Consider the following 15,383-nt stretch of genomic DNA (forward strand, 5'->3'; position numbering starts at 1 on the left):
TTTACCAACCGTTCATTGTTGGCCTCCACACTTGAGCTCACTGCTTCAAGAAAGCTCAATGAAGGAGACATCAATTCCGATGACGTACATCGACCACTTGCCCGGGCCCAATGCGGATTTGTGGGATTGGCAGCTGCACGGCTCTTGCCGCGGGCAGGACTCCGCGACCTTCTTCCACCCGGAAGGCGAGCGCGGACGCGCACGCAGCCTACGCGAAGCCCGTGCGAAGGCTATCTGCCGTTCTTGCCCCGTTCTTATGCAGTGCCGTAGTCACGCACTCAAGGTTGGTGAGCCATACGGCGTCTGGGGTGGTCTCAGCGAATCTGAACGAAATGAAATCCTTCGAGCTAAGCCGGCCTCACGTGAACGCGAACTTGAACGCGTTCTAGTCGCTGCCATGTAGTCCCTCCCCTTCTCTCGGACTCCAGCCAGTTCCAGTTCACATAAAACCAAAATGCTCCCCACCCTCAGATTGAAAGGCGGGGAGCATTTCACGTACTAGCAGCTAGCACACTAGCTCATTAGCAATTAGTGAGCGTGATCGTGCTCCGGCTCCTCTTCCGGCTTGTCCACAACGGAAGCCTCAGTGGTCAGCAGCATGCGTGCCACGGAGGTTGCGTTGACGACTGCGGAGTGAGTGACCTTGACCGGGTCAATGACACCGGACTCAATCAGGTTCTCGTAAGTGTCAGTAGCAGCGTTGTAGCCGTTGCCGTTCTCCTGCTCGCCGATGTGGTAAACGACAACTGCGCCATCCTTACCAGCATTCTCAGCAATCCAGAAAGCCGGGCGGATCAGAGCCTTGGCAACTGCACGGACACCGACTGCCTCGTCACCCTCGAACTCGTCAGCAAATGCCTCGAGTTCACGGGAAATCTGCACCAGTACGGAACCGCCACCGGCGATGACGCCTTCCTGAGCTGCTGCACGAGCAGCGTTAATGGCATCCTCGACGCGCAGCTTGCGCTCGTTGACCTCGGTCTCGGTTGCAGCGCCGACCTTAATAACAGCCACACCGCCTGAGAGCTTCGCCAGACGCTCTTCCAGCTTCTCGCGGTCCCAGTCAGAGTCAGTGCGCTCAATCTCGGCACGAATCTGGTTACGACGCTCTTCCACGGCCTCAGCGGTGCCGGCACCGTCAACCAGGACGGTCTCGTCCTTGGTAATGGTGATGCGGCGTGCGTTACCCAGCACCTCAAGTCCAACGTCCTTCAGCTGCATGCCAGTGTCAGCCGTAACGACGGTTGCACCGGTGACAACTGCCAGGTCATCCATGAACGCCTTACGACGGTCACCGAAGTACGGTGCCTTCACTGCGGCAACCTTCAAGGTCTTGCGCATAGCGTTGATAACCAGCGCGGACAGAGCCTCGCCCTCGATATCCTCAGCCATGATCAGAGTCGGCTTGCCGGACTCGGCAATCTTCTCCAGAATCGGCAGGAACTCCGGCAGGGAGGAAATCTTCTCGCGGACCAGCAGCACCTGTGCACCGTCGAGAATTGCCTGCTGAGCCTCAACGTCGGTAATGAAGTACGGCGAGAGGAAGCCCTTGTTGAAGGACACGCCCTCGGTCACGGACAGCTCGGTGGCAATCGACTGCGACTCCTCCACAGAGACGACGCCGTCCTTGCCGACCTTGTCCATGGCACCTGCAACCAGGTCACCGATTTCAGTGTCGCGCGAGGAAACGGTTGCCACCTGTGCGATGGCAGCAGAGCTGCTGACCGGGGTGGCACGCTGCTTCAGCAGCTCAACCGCCTTGTCGGATGCAGCGTGAATACCGCGATTCAGAGAAATCGGGTTTGCGCCAGCTGCAACGTTGCGCAGACCCTCGTGGACCAACGCCTGTGCCAGCAGCGTTGCGGTAGTAGTGCCGTCGCCGGCAACGTCATTGGTCTTGACCGCAACGGACTTAACCAACTGCGCGCCGAGGTTCTCAAACGGATCCTCAACGTCGATGTCGCGGGCGATAGTCACACCGTCATTGGTGACCAGCGGACCGCCGAAGGCCTTGTCCAGGACTACGTTGCGACCCTTCGGGCCAAGCGTGACCTTGACTGCGTCGGCAAGCGTGTCCACACCGCGCTTGAGGCCTTCGCGAGCCTCTTCGTTAAAAGCAATAAGCTTCGCCATGTGTGGGTACGTCCTCCCTTTAGTTCTCGATAACAGCCAGGATGTCGCGCTGCGACAGCAGCAGGTACTCCTCGCCCTGGTACTTCAGCTCAGTGCCGCCGTACTTGGAGAAGATGACGATGTCGCCTTCCTTGACGTCCATAGGAATGCGGTCATCGTCATCGGCCCAACGACCCGGACCAACTGCGATAACGGTAGCCTCCTGCGGCTTCTCCTTAGCGGAGTCCGGGATAACCAGGCCAGAAGCCGTGGTGGTCTCTGCTTCGTTGATCTGAACGAGGACGCGGTCCTCCAGCGGCTTGATGTTGACGTTCGCCACGATGAATTCCTCCATACATGCGGTGATGTGATGTTCTTGTGCCGGTTGGTCTGCCGTGCACAGCCGTCGTCGCGGGTGAACAACTGTGTGTCAAACAACCTTCGTTAGCACTCTACCTCTGCAAGTGCTAACACTCAACAACAGTGAGCGCTAATGCTAATTGGTCAGCTTGTCGGGGTTGCAAGCCATACGACCGAACACAGTAACCGTCATCCCGTGTTCCTTGATGTACTCATCGCTAAAGCAGGGGCCACCAGAACCGGTCGTGTAACGACTGTCTGGCTCCCTCCTTTGCCAGGCACCTTCGTCCCATTGGTAAACCGCCAGTCCCCCCACTGTTTGTGCGTCCACCTATCGCCCACCATCCGTCACAGGCGACAATCGTAAAGTTTTCCTCCGTGGTTGGGAACTCCGGCGCCTCACAGTCTCCGCTAAACGGAGCCGAGTGGTAATCAGTCTCATTGCATTACAGGTTCTTCCACTGGCATCGATGGGTCGGTCGGACAGGCGTAACCAGAGGGATTGACCCCTGCGGCAATTAGGTAGGCGGCAGCTGCGCCAATCATGACACCGTTGTCGGTACACAGCTTAATCGGCGGCACGTGCAGCGTAATTCCCGCCGAGGTAGCTCGCGCCGCTGCGAGTTCACGCAACCTCGAGTTCGCAGCTACACCACCACCGAGCAGCAGCGTAGTAGCCCCCACATCCTGAGCCGCACGGACAGCCTTCTTGGTCAACACATCGCAGACCGCCTCCTGGAAGGAAGCACAAACGTCCTCTACGGAGTATTCACGACCTTCCTTCTCCGCTGCCTCGACATAGCGGGCCACGGCTGTCTTCAAGCCGGAGAAGGAGAAGTCATGGCGCGCATCCTGCTGGCGCATCATGGCCCGAGGAAACGCGATGGCCTTGCGGTTTCCCTGCTTAGCCAACTTATCGATAATCGGGCCGCCCGGGTAACCCAACCCAAGCAACCTAGAAACCTTGTCGTATGCCTCTCCGGCTGCGTCGTCAAGCGTCGACCCGAGCTCCTGCATCGGGCGACCGACCCCCTGTACACGCAGCAGCTGTGTGTGACCGCCAGAGACCAACAGCGCTACAGCATTGGACAAATCCGCGCCGTCAAGGGCACCAACAGCAACGTGACCGGCGAGGTGGTTGATGCCGTAGAACGGTACACCCCAGGCAGCGGCGTAGGCCTTCGCGCCTGCCGAACCAACCAGCAGCGCACCGGCGAGACCAGGCCCCACGGTAGCGGCAACGGCATCTGGGATAAAAGTATCGATACCGAGCTTGGCAGCTGCTTGCGCGCGCGCCTCGGAGACTACTGGCTGCAAGGCTTCCAAATGAGCGCGAGAAGCAATCTCGGGAACCACACCGCCGAAACGGGCGTGCTGTTCCATGGAGGATGCGACGACGTCGGCAAGCACTTCTACCTCAACAGCGGCAGGGGTGGCGGTGTCGTCGTAGCGCACACGCATCACTGCAGCGCCAGTCTCATCGCAGGAACTCTCGATTGCCAGCAGGGTCAACTCGGTCATAGCAGTCATGGTACTAGCGCACCACCGGGTCGCTTACCAGCGACCGAGTTTAAATTTCGAGGCGACCGAGGTTCCTCACTGCAGCACGCCAGAGGGCGTATTCCTCTGGGTAGTCATCGCGGTAGTGACGAACGGCGCGCATACCGTGCTTGATACGCTCAATTTCCTCGTCGCCGATGTCCTCGCCCTCGGCGTCGACGAATACGACCGTTCCGCAAATTGCGGTGGTGGGGTCGGTGAAGAAAGCCGAGTTGCCCGTAGCAGCCTCATTGCGACCGAGGGACGCGACCGGGTTCGGTTCAGCGCCCTCAGCCTTGGCCGTCGGGTTGTAGAGAGCGGCGTAATCGACGCCATCTTCCTGAAACGCCACCGAAACACGGTCAGAGGAAACTCCGCCGAGGAATGTAGCAGCGGCCTCCAACTCAAATTCGACGATGCGATGCGTCAGGTCAGGGTTCACCAGAAAACCTTTAATCATGGAAACAGAGGTACCGCACCGCATCCGCTCCCGCATCTCGAGAGCGCTACCCCCACTATGGCCGCGGGATGTTGCGGAGGTTCGACCGTGCCATGTTGATCATCTGACCAACGCCGCCGCCAAAGACGGTGCGAGTAGCGGCCTTGGAGAATCCCATCAGCATGTCCCAGGTGATATTCGCCGGGATGGACAGGGCGTTCGGGTCGGTGACCATGTCCACCAGTACCGGACCGTCGTAGGCCAGCGCCTCTTGAATCAGGCGAGGTGCATCGGCCGGATCTTCAATTCGGATGGCCTTGATACCCAACGACTCCGCGACTCCCGCGTAGTCAACTGCGCCGTGATCGGTCTCGTGCTCCGGCAGCCCCTGAACCAACATTTCCAACTTGACCATACCGAGCGAGGAGTTGTTGAACACAAACATCTTGATCGGCAGCTGCTGCTGCTGCACGGTGATGAGCTCACCGAGCAGCATTGACAGGCCACCGTCACCGTTGAAGGTAATGACCTGACGGTCCCGGTCAGCAGCCTGCACACCAATAGCCTGCGACAGTGCATTGGCCATAGTGCCGTGACGGAAGGAACCAATCTGCTCTCGCCTGCCATTCGGCGTGACGTAGCGTGCAGCCCAGACATTGCCCATGCCGGTATCGACGGTAAAGACGGCATCGTCATCGGCGTACTTATCAATCAGGTCGGCCACATACTCCGGGTGAATCGGGCGCATGTTCTCAACGTCATGGGTGTATGCCTCGATGACGTGGCTGAGCAGGCGCTCGTGGTTCCGCAGCTGCTTGTCCAGGAAGGAGCGGTCGGTCTTTTCATCCAGGTACGGCAGGATGGTTTCAATCGTTGCGGCCACATCGCCGACGACTGGGTACTTCACCGTGGTACGACGACCGATGGCGCGACCATCGATATCGACCTGGGCGACGTTCTTAGTCGGCAGGAAGTCGTTGTACGGGAAGTCAGTACCGAGCAGAATCAACAAATCAGCATCGTTAGAGGCATCGTGGCAGGCGCCGTAGCCCAGCAGTCCGGACATTCCGACGTCATAGGGGTTGTCGTACTGGATGTACATCTTGCCACCCAGCGCATGCCCCACCGGCGACTTAATCTTCTCCGCAAGCTTGAGCACCTGTTCGCGGGCATCCTTCACACCTGCGCCACAGAAAAGCGTGACGGTTTTAGCCTCATTGATTGCGTCGGCAAGCGCGGCGGCCTGACCGGCATCAGGGAATACGACTGGGCGACCGCTGCTGATAGTGGAGGTGACGAACTCATCATTTTCCACTTCATGCGTTGTAATGTCGCCCGGCAGAACCAGCACGGAAACACCGTGGCCAGTCATGGTCGACTGGATAGCATGATGCAAAACGACGCCACCCTGCTCAGCGGAGTTCACCATCTCGCAGTAACCGGAGCACTCGTTGAAGATAAACTCCGGATGGGTCTCCTGGAAGAAGTTCGAGCCAATCTGGCGAGAAGGAATGTGCGATGCCAGCGCCAGCACCTTTGCGCCGTTGCGGTGGGAGTCATAGAGGCCCTGAATGAGGTGGGTGTTACCCGGACCGCAAGAGGCCGCACACACTGCTAATTCGCCGGTGACCAGGGACTCGGCACCGGCAGCGAAGGCCGCAGCCTCCTCGTTGCGGACGTGCACCCACTCAATGGAGGACTCACGCACCGCGTCGACAATGGGGTTCAAACTATCTCCGACGAGTCCGAAGATTCGCTTGACACCTTGATTCTCTAGGGTTTCTACGAGCTGCTTTGCAAAGGTTTTAGCCATGTGACCGGTCTAACGCAGAATAGTCGCTACGTCAACATTTAGCCGGCGGGCACAGGCCGGCACATTGTGTAAGCGTCCGCCCCAGAGCCCGGGTAGTAGTTTTTTCGTAGCCCCATATTTTCGAAGCCGTAGCGTCGATACATGGCGATAGCGGGTTCATTATCCGTGCGCACTTCCAAAAACACCGGGCCCGGATCCTCCGCCACAGCTGCCATCAGCGCGTCCATGAGCTGCGCCCCAAAGCCCCGGCGCTGCCACTTCTGCCCCACGCCGATGGTGTGAATCTCGTACTCGGCGCCACCCGCAGGTCCCAGCTTGGTAATCCCCGCATAGCCGCACAGTTCTTCGACCCCGTCTGCCTCTGCGATCAGCCCGACGTAGAAATTGTTCGGCGCGGCCAGCTCTGCCATAAAGGCCGATTCCGGCCAGGGATCATCGCCGGCAAATAGCTCCGCCTCAATCGCCGCACACGCCTTGGCTGCAGGAGGCCCGAGACGCACTAGCTTGACGACGCTCATCTCATAGCCTTCGGGACAACGGCATCCGGACGGCGCAAGTACAGCGGCACCAGTGGGCCCGGCGCGGAGTCAAAGTCAACCGTTTCAACCATGGCTTTCGGAGTGGGAAAGACTTGTTCGGCAGCAACCTCAAGTCCGGCAATTTGCTCGATGTGGCTGAGGCTGCCGCGGGCGTGGCTCGGCGTGAAGTCGGCGACTTCTGCTGCGAGTTCTTCCTTGAGCAGCTCCATGACGTCGGCTGGCTTGGCCACTGCCGGGCCGAAAACTCGCTGGCCATCGTGGTAGGCCGCGAAGTACACCTCGCGGCGGCGGGCATCGGTGACGACCAGTTCATCGCCAACACCACCCGCGAGCGCATCCAGGCTGCAGATGCCGTAGCAGGGAAGTCCCAGAGCGTCGGCAAAGGAGGCTGCGGTTGCCATACCAACGCGCAAGCCCGTAAACGGCCCCGGACCACAGCCGACAACCACGGCATCTAGCTCGGCTGCCGCCACCCCACTGTCGGTGAGGCACTGCTGAATCAGCAGCACCAGCACCTCGTTGTGCGCGCGGGCATCCAGGTGCAGCTTTTCGGCCACGGTTTCACCATCACGGACAATTCCCGCGGTGACCTGTGGGGTCGATGTGTCAACGGCCAAAATGTTCATACTCAGTAACCTACTTGAACCGACTTGAAGCTACTTGCTCCACTTCCAGGTGACGACGCGGGCATCGTCGTCACGCGAACGATCGATGCTCACCTGCAGATAGCGCTCAGAGAGCACCTCGGCGAGCCCCATTCCCCACTCGGCGACCACGACGCTGTCCTCGAGGTCGGTGTCCAGATCGAGTGAATCCAGCGCATCGAAGGCCTCGCCATCGGAGCCGGGTCCCTCTTCGCCGAAGAGTCGATAGGCGTCGACGTGGATGAGGGTGACGCCGTCTTTTGCGAGCGGACGGTGCTCGCGGGCGATGGTGAACGTCGGCGATGTCACGCGCCCGCGCACATTCATGCCGCGGGCGATGCCCTGCGTGAGAGTGGTCTTACCCGCGCCGAGTGGGCCATCGAGAATCACCAAATCCCCGGCGGCTAGCTCCCGGCCAATCTCCTCGCCGAGGTCACGCATGTCCTCTGCGGTTGGCGCAATGCGGCTGCGCACCCACTTTCGCTCGCTGCGTCCCTTCGGTGCGGTGAGGATTTCGTAGTTAATGGTGCCGGATGCCTCCGCGAGGTCATCGAGACCGGGCTCCCCCAGTGTGGGATCACCGACGATGACCGCAGTGTCGCCGGCCTCGACATCACTGTCGGGACCAAGGTCGACGACGAACTGATCCATACATACGCGTCCTACCTGCGGATAGCGTGTGCCATTGATGCTGACTTCGAAACGCCCGGATGCTGAGCGCATCATGCCGTCGGCATAGCCGCAGGGCACGATGCCGATGGTGGTATCGCGGTCAGCTGTCCAGGTCTGTCCGTAGGACACCGACTGCCCTGCCGGCAGCTTCTTGACCAAGATGACCGACGCTTCCCACCGCATCGCTGGACGCAATCCATGGGTGGACCCCACAATTGGCTCGCCACCATAAATCGCCAGACCTGGGCGCACCATGTCGAAGGCCAGGTCAGGACGCGACAACGATGCCGGCGAATTCGCCGCATGGTTAATCAGCTCATCCAGCCCCGCCTCGCGCAGTGCAGTAATCGCTGCACGGAAATTCTGCGCCTGCTTATCGACGCTTTCGTTGCCCGGCTCATCCGCGCACGCAAAGTGCGTGAAAGCACCGGTGATGTTCAGCGCGCCGGTCTTGTGCAGCTCGACCAGCTGATCAACCGCATTCTCAAAGTCCCCATTGGCCATAGAGAATCCCGAGCGACCCAAGCCCGTATCGACCATCACCGTCACACGTGGTGTCACCGATAGCGCCCGCCCGGCATTGGCCACGGCCAGCGCATGAGCCATCGACGGCAGGCCGAGGTCAATATCTGCAGCCACAGCACGCTGCAGCAACGAGGTGGCTGCCGCGTCCCAGATCCAGGCGAGGATGGGGATGGTGTGGCCGTCGTCAAGCGTGGTGCGGAGTTCCTCGCGGAGGGAGAGCGCCTCGTCGATTGTTGCGACGCCGAGCTGTGTTGCGCCGCCGGCCAGTGCGGCACGCGCCGTCTGCAGCGCACCCTGCGAGTAGCCGTCCGCCTTGACGACGGCCATGAATTCCGACACCCCTGCGATGGCCTTGACGGTCTTCACATTGTGGGTGATTGCGTCGAGATTAACGGTATGGGTCAGGATGGCTGGTGCCGAGGAAGTCATAGCCGTATTTTGCCACTGATGCCTTCATTGGTGAACCACGCGGTGGCATCTCGGATGGATTCAGCGATGTCCTGGGCGCTGCAGGGTGCTGGTCCGAACTCTGTCTGCGCGGCCAAGAATGCGGCGCGAGCGTGAATAATTACTGGTACGTAGAGGGATTCGCCTCGTGCTACCCAGGCGCCAAGAAGTCCGGACAGTACATCGCCGGAGCCCGGCGTGGCTGCCCAGGAGCTACCCGCGTCAATCACAACTGTGCGCTGCGTTTTCGGATTGGCAATCACGGTGCGGCGTCCCTTGAGCAACACTTCACAGGAGAACTGCTCGGCAAGTTCACGGGCATCTGCGATGGCGTTAGTGACCTCGTGCCCGGTAAGGCGCTCAAATTCGCCGGCGTGCGGTGTGAGAACAGTGCGCAGGTTGCGCTCCTGGCCGCGCTCGCGGACGAGCTGTCGGAGATTCTCATGCATCGAGAGCAGCGTCAGGGCGTCAGCATCGATGACTACTGGTTTGTCGGTAGCCAGGATGGCACGCAGTTCCTCGGCCGCGCGCTCATCAGTGCCCCGACCAGGGCCGGCAACCCAGGCATCGACGCGTACCTCTTTACGATCCACCGAGTCCGGCTGCGCAATCACCGTCGGTAAGGCTGCGGTGATGCGGTTGCGGGCGTCCACGTCGCCGACATAGATAACCGCGGGACTGGTCGCGTGCACGGCAGCGGAGGCACACAGCTGACCAGCGCCCGGATACTCCTGACTACCGGCGGCGATACCCGTTACTCCGGTAGAGTACTTGTGGTCAGCAGCACCGGGTTCGAGCTGAGTCTTCGCGCCAAAAGGTGCCGGAAAGCTCCCGCCTAGGGCTTCGTAAAACTCTACGGTCGGAGTCTGGTGGTGGACGGCATTGTAGTGACCGTTTTCATAGAGCGTCTGCCCCAGTCCTGGAAGTTCGAGGGAGCAGACATCGAGCGCAATTTCGTACAATTCGACCTCACCACAGGCTTCCGACAGCGCATGCGCGTAGCGCAGTCCGCCGAAGGTCACCGTTGTCGTGGCCTCGACGTGGGATGGCAGATACGGATCCTGGCCCTCTTCCAGGTCGAGGTCGGGGTTGATGGTCTGGGAGGGCGGATCAAAAGTGCGTCCGGTATCGGCTTCCACGCCACTCGGCACGTCGACCGAGAGAATAGGCACCTCGCCTATGTTTGCCTCGCGCACCAGCCACGCAGCCTCTTCGCGCAGCGCACCATGACCACCGAGCCCCACAATTCCGTCGATAATCAGTGCGTAGTCTTCACTTATCGACCACAGAATCTTCGATAAATCCGTCTCCCGGTCACACCCCAACGGCAGCACCCGCCCGCCTGCGAGCTCAAACGCTTTCAGCGCCCGTTCATGTGGCTTGGTGCCCAGCAAAACTGCATCCACGCCATGTCCGCCCGAAGACAAGTCCCGGCCGGCATAGAGCGCATCGCCACCATTGCCTCCCGACCCAACCAACAGCAGCACACGACCGCGACCAGGCTCCGGCGACACCTTAGCGAGCATCCGCTCCGCCACCTCCGACACAGCGGTGGCTGCGTGGCGCATGAGTTCGTCGTCACGCGTTTGTGCGTCCAGATAGGGCTGTTCCGCGGCGCGAATTTCGGCAGCTGTGTAGCAGTACGTCATAAACCCAGCCTACGATTAGCCCCTATGGATGACTACTCCCCGAGCACGCGAGTTTTCGGCCCTCTACTGCGCGCCTTTCCGCAGGCATACCTGCGCTCGTTGCGTCATCCCGAATGGATCCCCCACGGCGTGCAGGACATTCGCGAAATCCTCGACGGCAAAGTCACTCCCGACCTGGATGGATACAACGGCCGCACACCAATTGTCCTGGTTCACGGCACCTGGATGAACTCGTTCAACTCCTTCGCCATGTTGGGGCCGTTCCTCGCCCGGAATCGCCCTGTATTCTCACTCGATTACGGCTCCGACCCCGCCGCGCTGGTCAGCCGCCTCCGGAGCGTCAAAGCCACCACCGATTTGAGCGATGCGCTCGCCGAAGTCACCGACCTTCTCGACCGCTTCCGAGCCCAACTCTCCCTACCCCGCATCGACCTCATCGGTCATTCCCAGGGCGGTCTGCACTGTCGCAGTTACGCCAACGCGAGCATCGATTCGCTTTACGACGACGCCCTCAACCATGGCCTCAACGAAGAAGACGCCGAGCAGTTCGCCTCCGACAACAGCCCCGTGCGGGCAGTCATCTCGCTTGCGGGAAACCATCGCGGCACTACTGCGTGGGGCATGCGCCGAAGGCTCAGTGCCTTTGAACGATGCGGCCTACCAATGCACAAACTCGTCGACCGCCTTGTCGGCCGTGCCTGTATTCAACAGCTGCTGGACTCCGACTATATTGCGACTCTGAACCGCGCAGTGCGTGGCATTACCCGACGCGGCCCGCACTACCTGAATATCGGCACCCCTTTCGACACCGTAGTTCGCCCGTGGACCGGCGCCTTTTTGCCCGAACAAGAGGGTCACCACATTACGAACGTCAACAACGCCACCGGCGGTGGCGACTGGTCTGACCACCTCGCGCTGCTCTACTCCCCCAATACCTTAGAACTCATCCACGAGTTCTTAGACGAGCTGGATCGCGCCGAGGAGGGTGGCGCCGAGGACTCTTCGACCAACAAGCAAACGCCGCGCCATGTACGGCAGCGAGTCCTGCCTATGTACGGCGCACTGCCGACGAGGCTCGGGCGGCGGAGACTCGGACGGCGCGGCCAAATCTAATTCAACATGGACTTTTAGAACATATTTCTAAAACCCTATTGACACTTTTTCAAACAGGTGTACGATTTGGGTTGTAGGGAAAATTTGTAAGCAAAAGTTCTTGGTCCGGTGCACAGAGGTTGGCGGGGGCTGGTTGAACGAGCCTCTCCACGCTTCTCTCCACCACAGAACTCAATCTTCAATTCTCCGGCGGACACGTAGTAATCAGGGGGATAACCAATGTCATCGCCGCCCATAGAACTTCCAGCACCAGGTCAAAAGCCCTCATGGGCCAACCAGCAATCCGACGACCCCATTAGCATCGCGGCCCGTGCCACCAACGCCGCAGACCTTCAGCTCATCGATATCTGCGCTCCCGGTGACGCGGTAGATGTCAATCACCATCTCGCCCGCATAAGCATTCGAACCGGCCTTAGCCGCGGCAAGTGCTCTACGCTGTGCGAGATTGCACTGATGTTCGAGCGCCTACCAAAAGTCCGGGCTCTCATCGAATCCACCTTCTGTTTCTCTCTAGCCCATCTCCGCGCCATCGCCAATGGCGTTGCCGGGCTGTCACCAGACCAGTTCGACACGGTAGAGCCCCATCTTTTGGAAATGCTCACTCCGACGCGACCTCGACAAGCAATGATTGGTGTCTACACGCTGTCTCGCCTAATCGGCGACTTGGTTTCTGAGTACAACGACTGCGCCCGCAACGACGGCACCCAACGGGTTCCAGAAGGCGAAGCGGTCACACTCGCCGACACGGGCGATGGCAAGCACAAAAAGGTCACAGCAATCCTTGAAAACGACCGCGCGACCGAGCTCATGGCCAGGATCCAGGGGATTCGCAACATCGCAATCAATCGTGGTGAACAGTGCACGCAGGCGGAAGCGCTACTACAGCTGGCACAGAATTCGACCAATGCCGAGATTGTCATCAATGTCTACCGCGAGGTCGGCGGTGGGCCAGCATGGATTGATGGCGTCGGCTGGCTGAGCGAGGTAGCCACCGAAGAATGGATTGCTCGCGCAACTCACATCCGTATCTCCGCCGACAGCAAGGTGGATGGTTACCGCCCCACCGAGAGCCAAGTGGCTCGCGTCCGTGGTCGCGACGGTACCTGCCGCTTCCCTGGCTGCGACGTCCCGGCATCCAAGTGCGACCTGGACCATATTCAGCCGTACAACCACGACAATCCCGACCAGGGCGGGCCAACTGACACAGAGAATCTGCACTGTCTCTGCCGCCGACACCACAACCTAAAAACTCACGAGGGCTGGGACATCGACAGGTACCCCGATGGAACGGAAGTGTGGACTTCCCGCGATGGAGACACCGCGACTAGCGTTCCGGTTGGGGCGCTAAAGAACGTCGGCAAGCAAACTTTTCATCAGCGCGTGACACGAAAGATGAAGACGATTCAGAAACGCAACCTCGATTGGATGTTGTCATTTTGCGACGTACCTGACGAGGTCTGGGAGCTAACAGAGGAGGAAGAAAAACGCATCGGGTCCCTCACGGATGAAGAACTCGATGCGGAAATTGAGCAGTACCGACGAAAGCAGGACGAACTACTCGACGGTGACTGACTTAGCCAGGTTGCGCGGCTTATCGATGTCCTCGTTACCGCACTGGCGAGCAATCTCAGCTGCCAGGAACTGCATCGGAATCGTAGACAACAGCGGCTGGAGCAACGTGGACGTCTCCGGGATCTCAATCAGGTAGTTCGCAAACGGAACCACCGACTGATCCCCTTCTTCGGCAATCACGATGGTCTTGGCGCCACGGGCACGAATCTCCTGGATGTTGGAGACAATCTTGGAGTGCAGCACGGCGCGTCCCTTCGGCGATGGCACTACAACGACGACCGGAAGATCATCCTCGATGAGTGCAATTGGACCATGCTTGAGCTCGCCTGCCGGGAACCCCTCTGCGTGAATGTAGGCAAGCTCCTTGAGCTTCAGCGCACCCTCAAGTGCGACTGGGTAGCCAACGTGTCGGCCGAGGAAGAGCATCGTCGGAATAGCACCGATTTCCTTGGCCATGTCGATGAACTCATCGCCCTTAGCAACGACCTTGTCAATCAGTGCCGGGATGGTCTCCAGCTCTTCAAACTCGCGAGTGACCTCATCCGGGTACTTAGTGCCGCGTGCCTGGGCAAGAGCCAATCCGACCAGGTAATTTGCGGCTACCTGCGCCAGGAACGACTTGGTTGCAGCAACACCAATCTCCGGCCCAGCGTGCGTGTAGAGCACGGCATCAGACTCACGCGGAATCTGTGCACCGTTGGTATTACAGACAGCCAGCACGCGGGCGCCCTGGCTCTTTGCGTGCCGCACGGCCTCGAGGGTGTCCGCAGTCTCACCCGACTGCGAAATAGCGACCACCAGCGTCTGGCGGTCCAGCACCGGATCGCGGTATCGGAACTCGGACGCGACCTCAATCTCGACCGGGATACGCACCCAGTGCTCAATGGCGTACTTGGCCAACAAACCGGAGTGGTATGCGGTACCACAGGCGACGACGAAGACCTTCTCGATGTCACGCAGATCTTGGTCACTCAGGCGGGACTCGTCGAGAACGATGCGGCCATCAACGAGGTGACCGGCCAACGTATCGCGAACGGCGGCAGCCTGCTCGTGGATTTCCTTCATCATGAAGGAGTCATAGCCACCCTTTTCGGCTGCAGCGAGATCCCAGTCGATGGTGAATGGTCGACCCTGCTGCTCGTTGCCGGCGAAATCCAGGATGCGGTAATCATCTGCGGTGATGATGACGACGTTGTCCTGCCCCAGCTCCACGGCCTCGCGGGTGTGCGCGATGAAAGCCGCAACGTCAGATCCGAGGAACATTTCGTTTTCGCCCACACCGACAATCAGCGGAGTGGAGCGACGAGCAGCGATGATGCGATCCGGGTGGTCTGCATGAGTAAACAACAGCGTGAAAGCACCCTCGAGGCGGTTGAGCACGGACAGCGCAGACGCCTCGAAATCACCAGCGGTAGATCCGCCGTCGGAACCGTCCAGGGAACGTGCGAGCATGTGCGCGGCGACCTCGGAGTCGGTTTCGGACTTCAGCTCAATGCCGGCATCCTCCAGCTCCTGACGTAGCGGAGCAAAGTTCTCGATAATGCCGTTGTGGACGATAGCCACCTTGCCGTCATAGGACTGGTGTGGGTGGGCATTCTCATCAATTGGGCGACCGTGGGTAGCCCAACGGGTGTGCCCGATTCCAGTGGTTCCAGTGATTTTGTCGCGCCCATCCGCGTCAAGGGCAGCCTCGAGGTTGGCGAGTTTACCGGCCTTCTTCTCTACAGTGATATGCCCCTGATTGTCGACAATGGCGACACCCGCGGAGTCATAGCCACGGTATTCCATGCGTCGTAGCGCATCGACAGCAATATCCAGGGCGGGCTGATGGCCCACATATCCAACGATTCCACACATGCCCTACAGAATAACCCGCGAAGCGGAAAATCGTCATAACGAAATAGACATTCTCGCTCATCCTGGCACTTTTTCAGCAAAGGTATGCCCCTTATAGTTAAG

Annotated in this window: 13 protein-coding genes; 3 read left to right on the forward strand and 10 right to left on the reverse strand. The window is 59.7% G+C overall.

All coding sequences use genetic code 11. The features are described from left to right. The first annotated feature begins 79 nt into the window (after window positions 1-79). The gene (locus HMPREF2651_RS04495; protein ID WP_080972931.1) at window positions 80-403 is read left to right on the forward strand and encodes a WhiB family transcriptional regulator; all 324 of its coding nucleotides are present in this window, start codon (window positions 80-82) and stop codon (window positions 401-403) included. A gap of 125 nt (window positions 404-528) precedes the next feature. Here the strand turns inward: HMPREF2651_RS04495 and groL are convergent, their stop codons facing one another. The 9 genes from groL to HMPREF2651_RS04540 form a co-directional block, all read right to left on the reverse strand. Next, window positions 529-2,133, reverse strand: coding sequence for a chaperonin GroEL (gene groL / locus HMPREF2651_RS04500; protein ID WP_038627745.1), 1,605 nt, complete (start codon window positions 2,131-2,133; stop codon window positions 529-531). 19 nt (window positions 2,134-2,152) lie between these two features. Then, the gene (groES, locus tag HMPREF2651_RS04505; RefSeq protein WP_005510054.1) at window positions 2,153-2,452 is read right to left on the reverse strand and encodes a co-chaperone GroES; all 300 of its coding nucleotides are present in this window, start codon (window positions 2,450-2,452) and stop codon (window positions 2,153-2,155) included. A gap of 458 nt (window positions 2,453-2,910) precedes the next feature. Continuing rightward, window positions 2,911-3,984, reverse strand: coding sequence for a tRNA (adenosine(37)-N6)-threonylcarbamoyltransferase complex transferase subunit TsaD (gene tsaD, locus HMPREF2651_RS04510; RefSeq protein WP_049182358.1), 1,074 nt, complete (start codon window positions 3,982-3,984; stop codon window positions 2,911-2,913). A gap of 58 nt (window positions 3,985-4,042) precedes the next feature. Then, complete coding sequence (locus HMPREF2651_RS04515) at window positions 4,043-4,471, reverse strand: hypothetical protein (protein ID WP_038627743.1); 429 nt, start codon at window positions 4,469-4,471, stop codon at window positions 4,043-4,045. A gap of 55 nt (window positions 4,472-4,526) precedes the next feature. Continuing rightward, window positions 4,527-6,263, reverse strand: a complete 1,737-nt coding sequence (locus HMPREF2651_RS04520; RefSeq protein ID WP_049182318.1) for a pyruvate dehydrogenase — start codon at window positions 6,261-6,263, stop codon at window positions 4,527-4,529. Window positions 6,264-6,301: 38 nt separating this feature from the next. Continuing rightward, window positions 6,302-6,781, reverse strand: a complete 480-nt coding sequence (gene rimI, locus HMPREF2651_RS04525; protein ID WP_049182320.1) for a ribosomal protein S18-alanine N-acetyltransferase — start codon at window positions 6,779-6,781, stop codon at window positions 6,302-6,304. After that, window positions 6,778-7,428 (reverse strand): tRNA (adenosine(37)-N6)-threonylcarbamoyltransferase complex dimerization subunit type 1 TsaB, encoded by a 651-nt coding sequence (tsaB, locus tag HMPREF2651_RS04530; protein ID WP_049182323.1) that lies wholly within the window; start codon window positions 7,426-7,428, stop codon window positions 6,778-6,780. Before tsaB ends, rimI begins: the two co-directional genes overlap by 4 nt. Before the next feature lie 30 nt (window positions 7,429-7,458). Then, complete coding sequence (alr, locus tag HMPREF2651_RS04535; protein ID WP_049182325.1) at window positions 7,459-9,072, reverse strand: alanine racemase; 1,614 nt, start codon at window positions 9,070-9,072, stop codon at window positions 7,459-7,461. After that, window positions 9,069-10,739, reverse strand: coding sequence for an NAD(P)H-hydrate dehydratase (locus HMPREF2651_RS04540; RefSeq protein ID WP_049182326.1), 1,671 nt, complete (start codon window positions 10,737-10,739; stop codon window positions 9,069-9,071). The genes alr and HMPREF2651_RS04540 overlap by 4 nt, the downstream gene beginning before the upstream one ends. 24 nt (window positions 10,740-10,763) lie before the next feature. Here HMPREF2651_RS04540 and HMPREF2651_RS04545 point away from each other — a divergent pair, with 24 nt between their 5' ends. Further along, a complete protein-coding gene (locus tag HMPREF2651_RS04545; protein WP_049182328.1) occupies window positions 10,764-11,852 on the forward strand; it encodes an esterase/lipase family protein in 1,089 nt (362 codons plus the stop codon). A 219-nt stretch (window positions 11,853-12,071) separates the two neighbouring features. Then, the gene (locus tag HMPREF2651_RS04550; RefSeq protein ID WP_049182329.1) at window positions 12,072-13,424 is read left to right on the forward strand and encodes an HNH endonuclease signature motif containing protein; all 1,353 of its coding nucleotides are present in this window, start codon (window positions 12,072-12,074) and stop codon (window positions 13,422-13,424) included. Here HMPREF2651_RS04550 and glmS read toward each other — a convergent pair. Next, window positions 13,407-15,281: a glutamine--fructose-6-phosphate transaminase (isomerizing) gene (gene glmS / locus HMPREF2651_RS04555; protein ID WP_049182331.1), complete on the reverse strand. Its 1,875-nt coding sequence runs from the start codon at window positions 15,279-15,281 to the stop codon at window positions 13,407-13,409. The genes HMPREF2651_RS04550 and glmS overlap by 18 nt on opposite strands. Window positions 15,282-15,383: the final 102 nt, after the last annotated feature.

This window comes from Corynebacterium sp. HMSC063A05, assembly GCF_001809695.1.
Taxonomy (GTDB): Bacteria; Actinomycetota; Actinomycetes; order Mycobacteriales; family Mycobacteriaceae; genus Corynebacterium; species Corynebacterium amycolatum.

What these genes read in the sequence shown, in the direction of transcription:
- tsaB (WP_049182323.1), bottom strand. Translation starts at nt 7,428, where the DNA reads ATGAACATTTTGGCCGTTGACACATCGACCCCACAGGTCACCGCGGGA.
- HMPREF2651_RS04550 (WP_049182329.1), top strand. Translation starts at nt 12,072, where the DNA reads ATGTCATCGCCGCCCATAGAACTTCCAGCACCAGGTCAAAAGCCCTCA.
- glmS (WP_049182331.1), bottom strand. Translation starts at nt 15,281, where the DNA reads ATGTGTGGAATCGTTGGATATGTGGGCCATCAGCCCGCCCTGGATATT.
- HMPREF2651_RS04515 (WP_038627743.1), bottom strand. Translation starts at nt 4,471, where the DNA reads ATGATTAAAGGTTTTCTGGTGAACCCTGACCTGACGCATCGCATCGTC.
- HMPREF2651_RS04495 (WP_080972931.1), top strand. Translation starts at nt 80, where the DNA reads ATGACGTACATCGACCACTTGCCCGGGCCCAATGCGGATTTGTGGGAT.
- alr (WP_049182325.1), bottom strand. Translation starts at nt 9,072, where the DNA reads ATGACTTCCTCGGCACCAGCCATCCTGACCCATACCGTTAATCTCGAC.
- HMPREF2651_RS04520 (WP_049182318.1), bottom strand. Translation starts at nt 6,263, where the DNA reads ATGGCTAAAACCTTTGCAAAGCAGCTCGTAGAAACCCTAGAGAATCAA.
- HMPREF2651_RS04540 (WP_049182326.1), bottom strand. Translation starts at nt 10,739, where the DNA reads ATGACGTACTGCTACACAGCTGCCGAAATTCGCGCCGCGGAACAGCCC.
- rimI (WP_049182320.1), bottom strand. Translation starts at nt 6,781, where the DNA reads ATGAGCGTCGTCAAGCTAGTGCGTCTCGGGCCTCCTGCAGCCAAGGCG.
- HMPREF2651_RS04545 (WP_049182328.1), top strand. Translation starts at nt 10,764, where the DNA reads ATGGATGACTACTCCCCGAGCACGCGAGTTTTCGGCCCTCTACTGCGC.
- groL (WP_038627745.1), bottom strand. Translation starts at nt 2,133, where the DNA reads ATGGCGAAGCTTATTGCTTTTAACGAAGAGGCTCGCGAAGGCCTCAAG.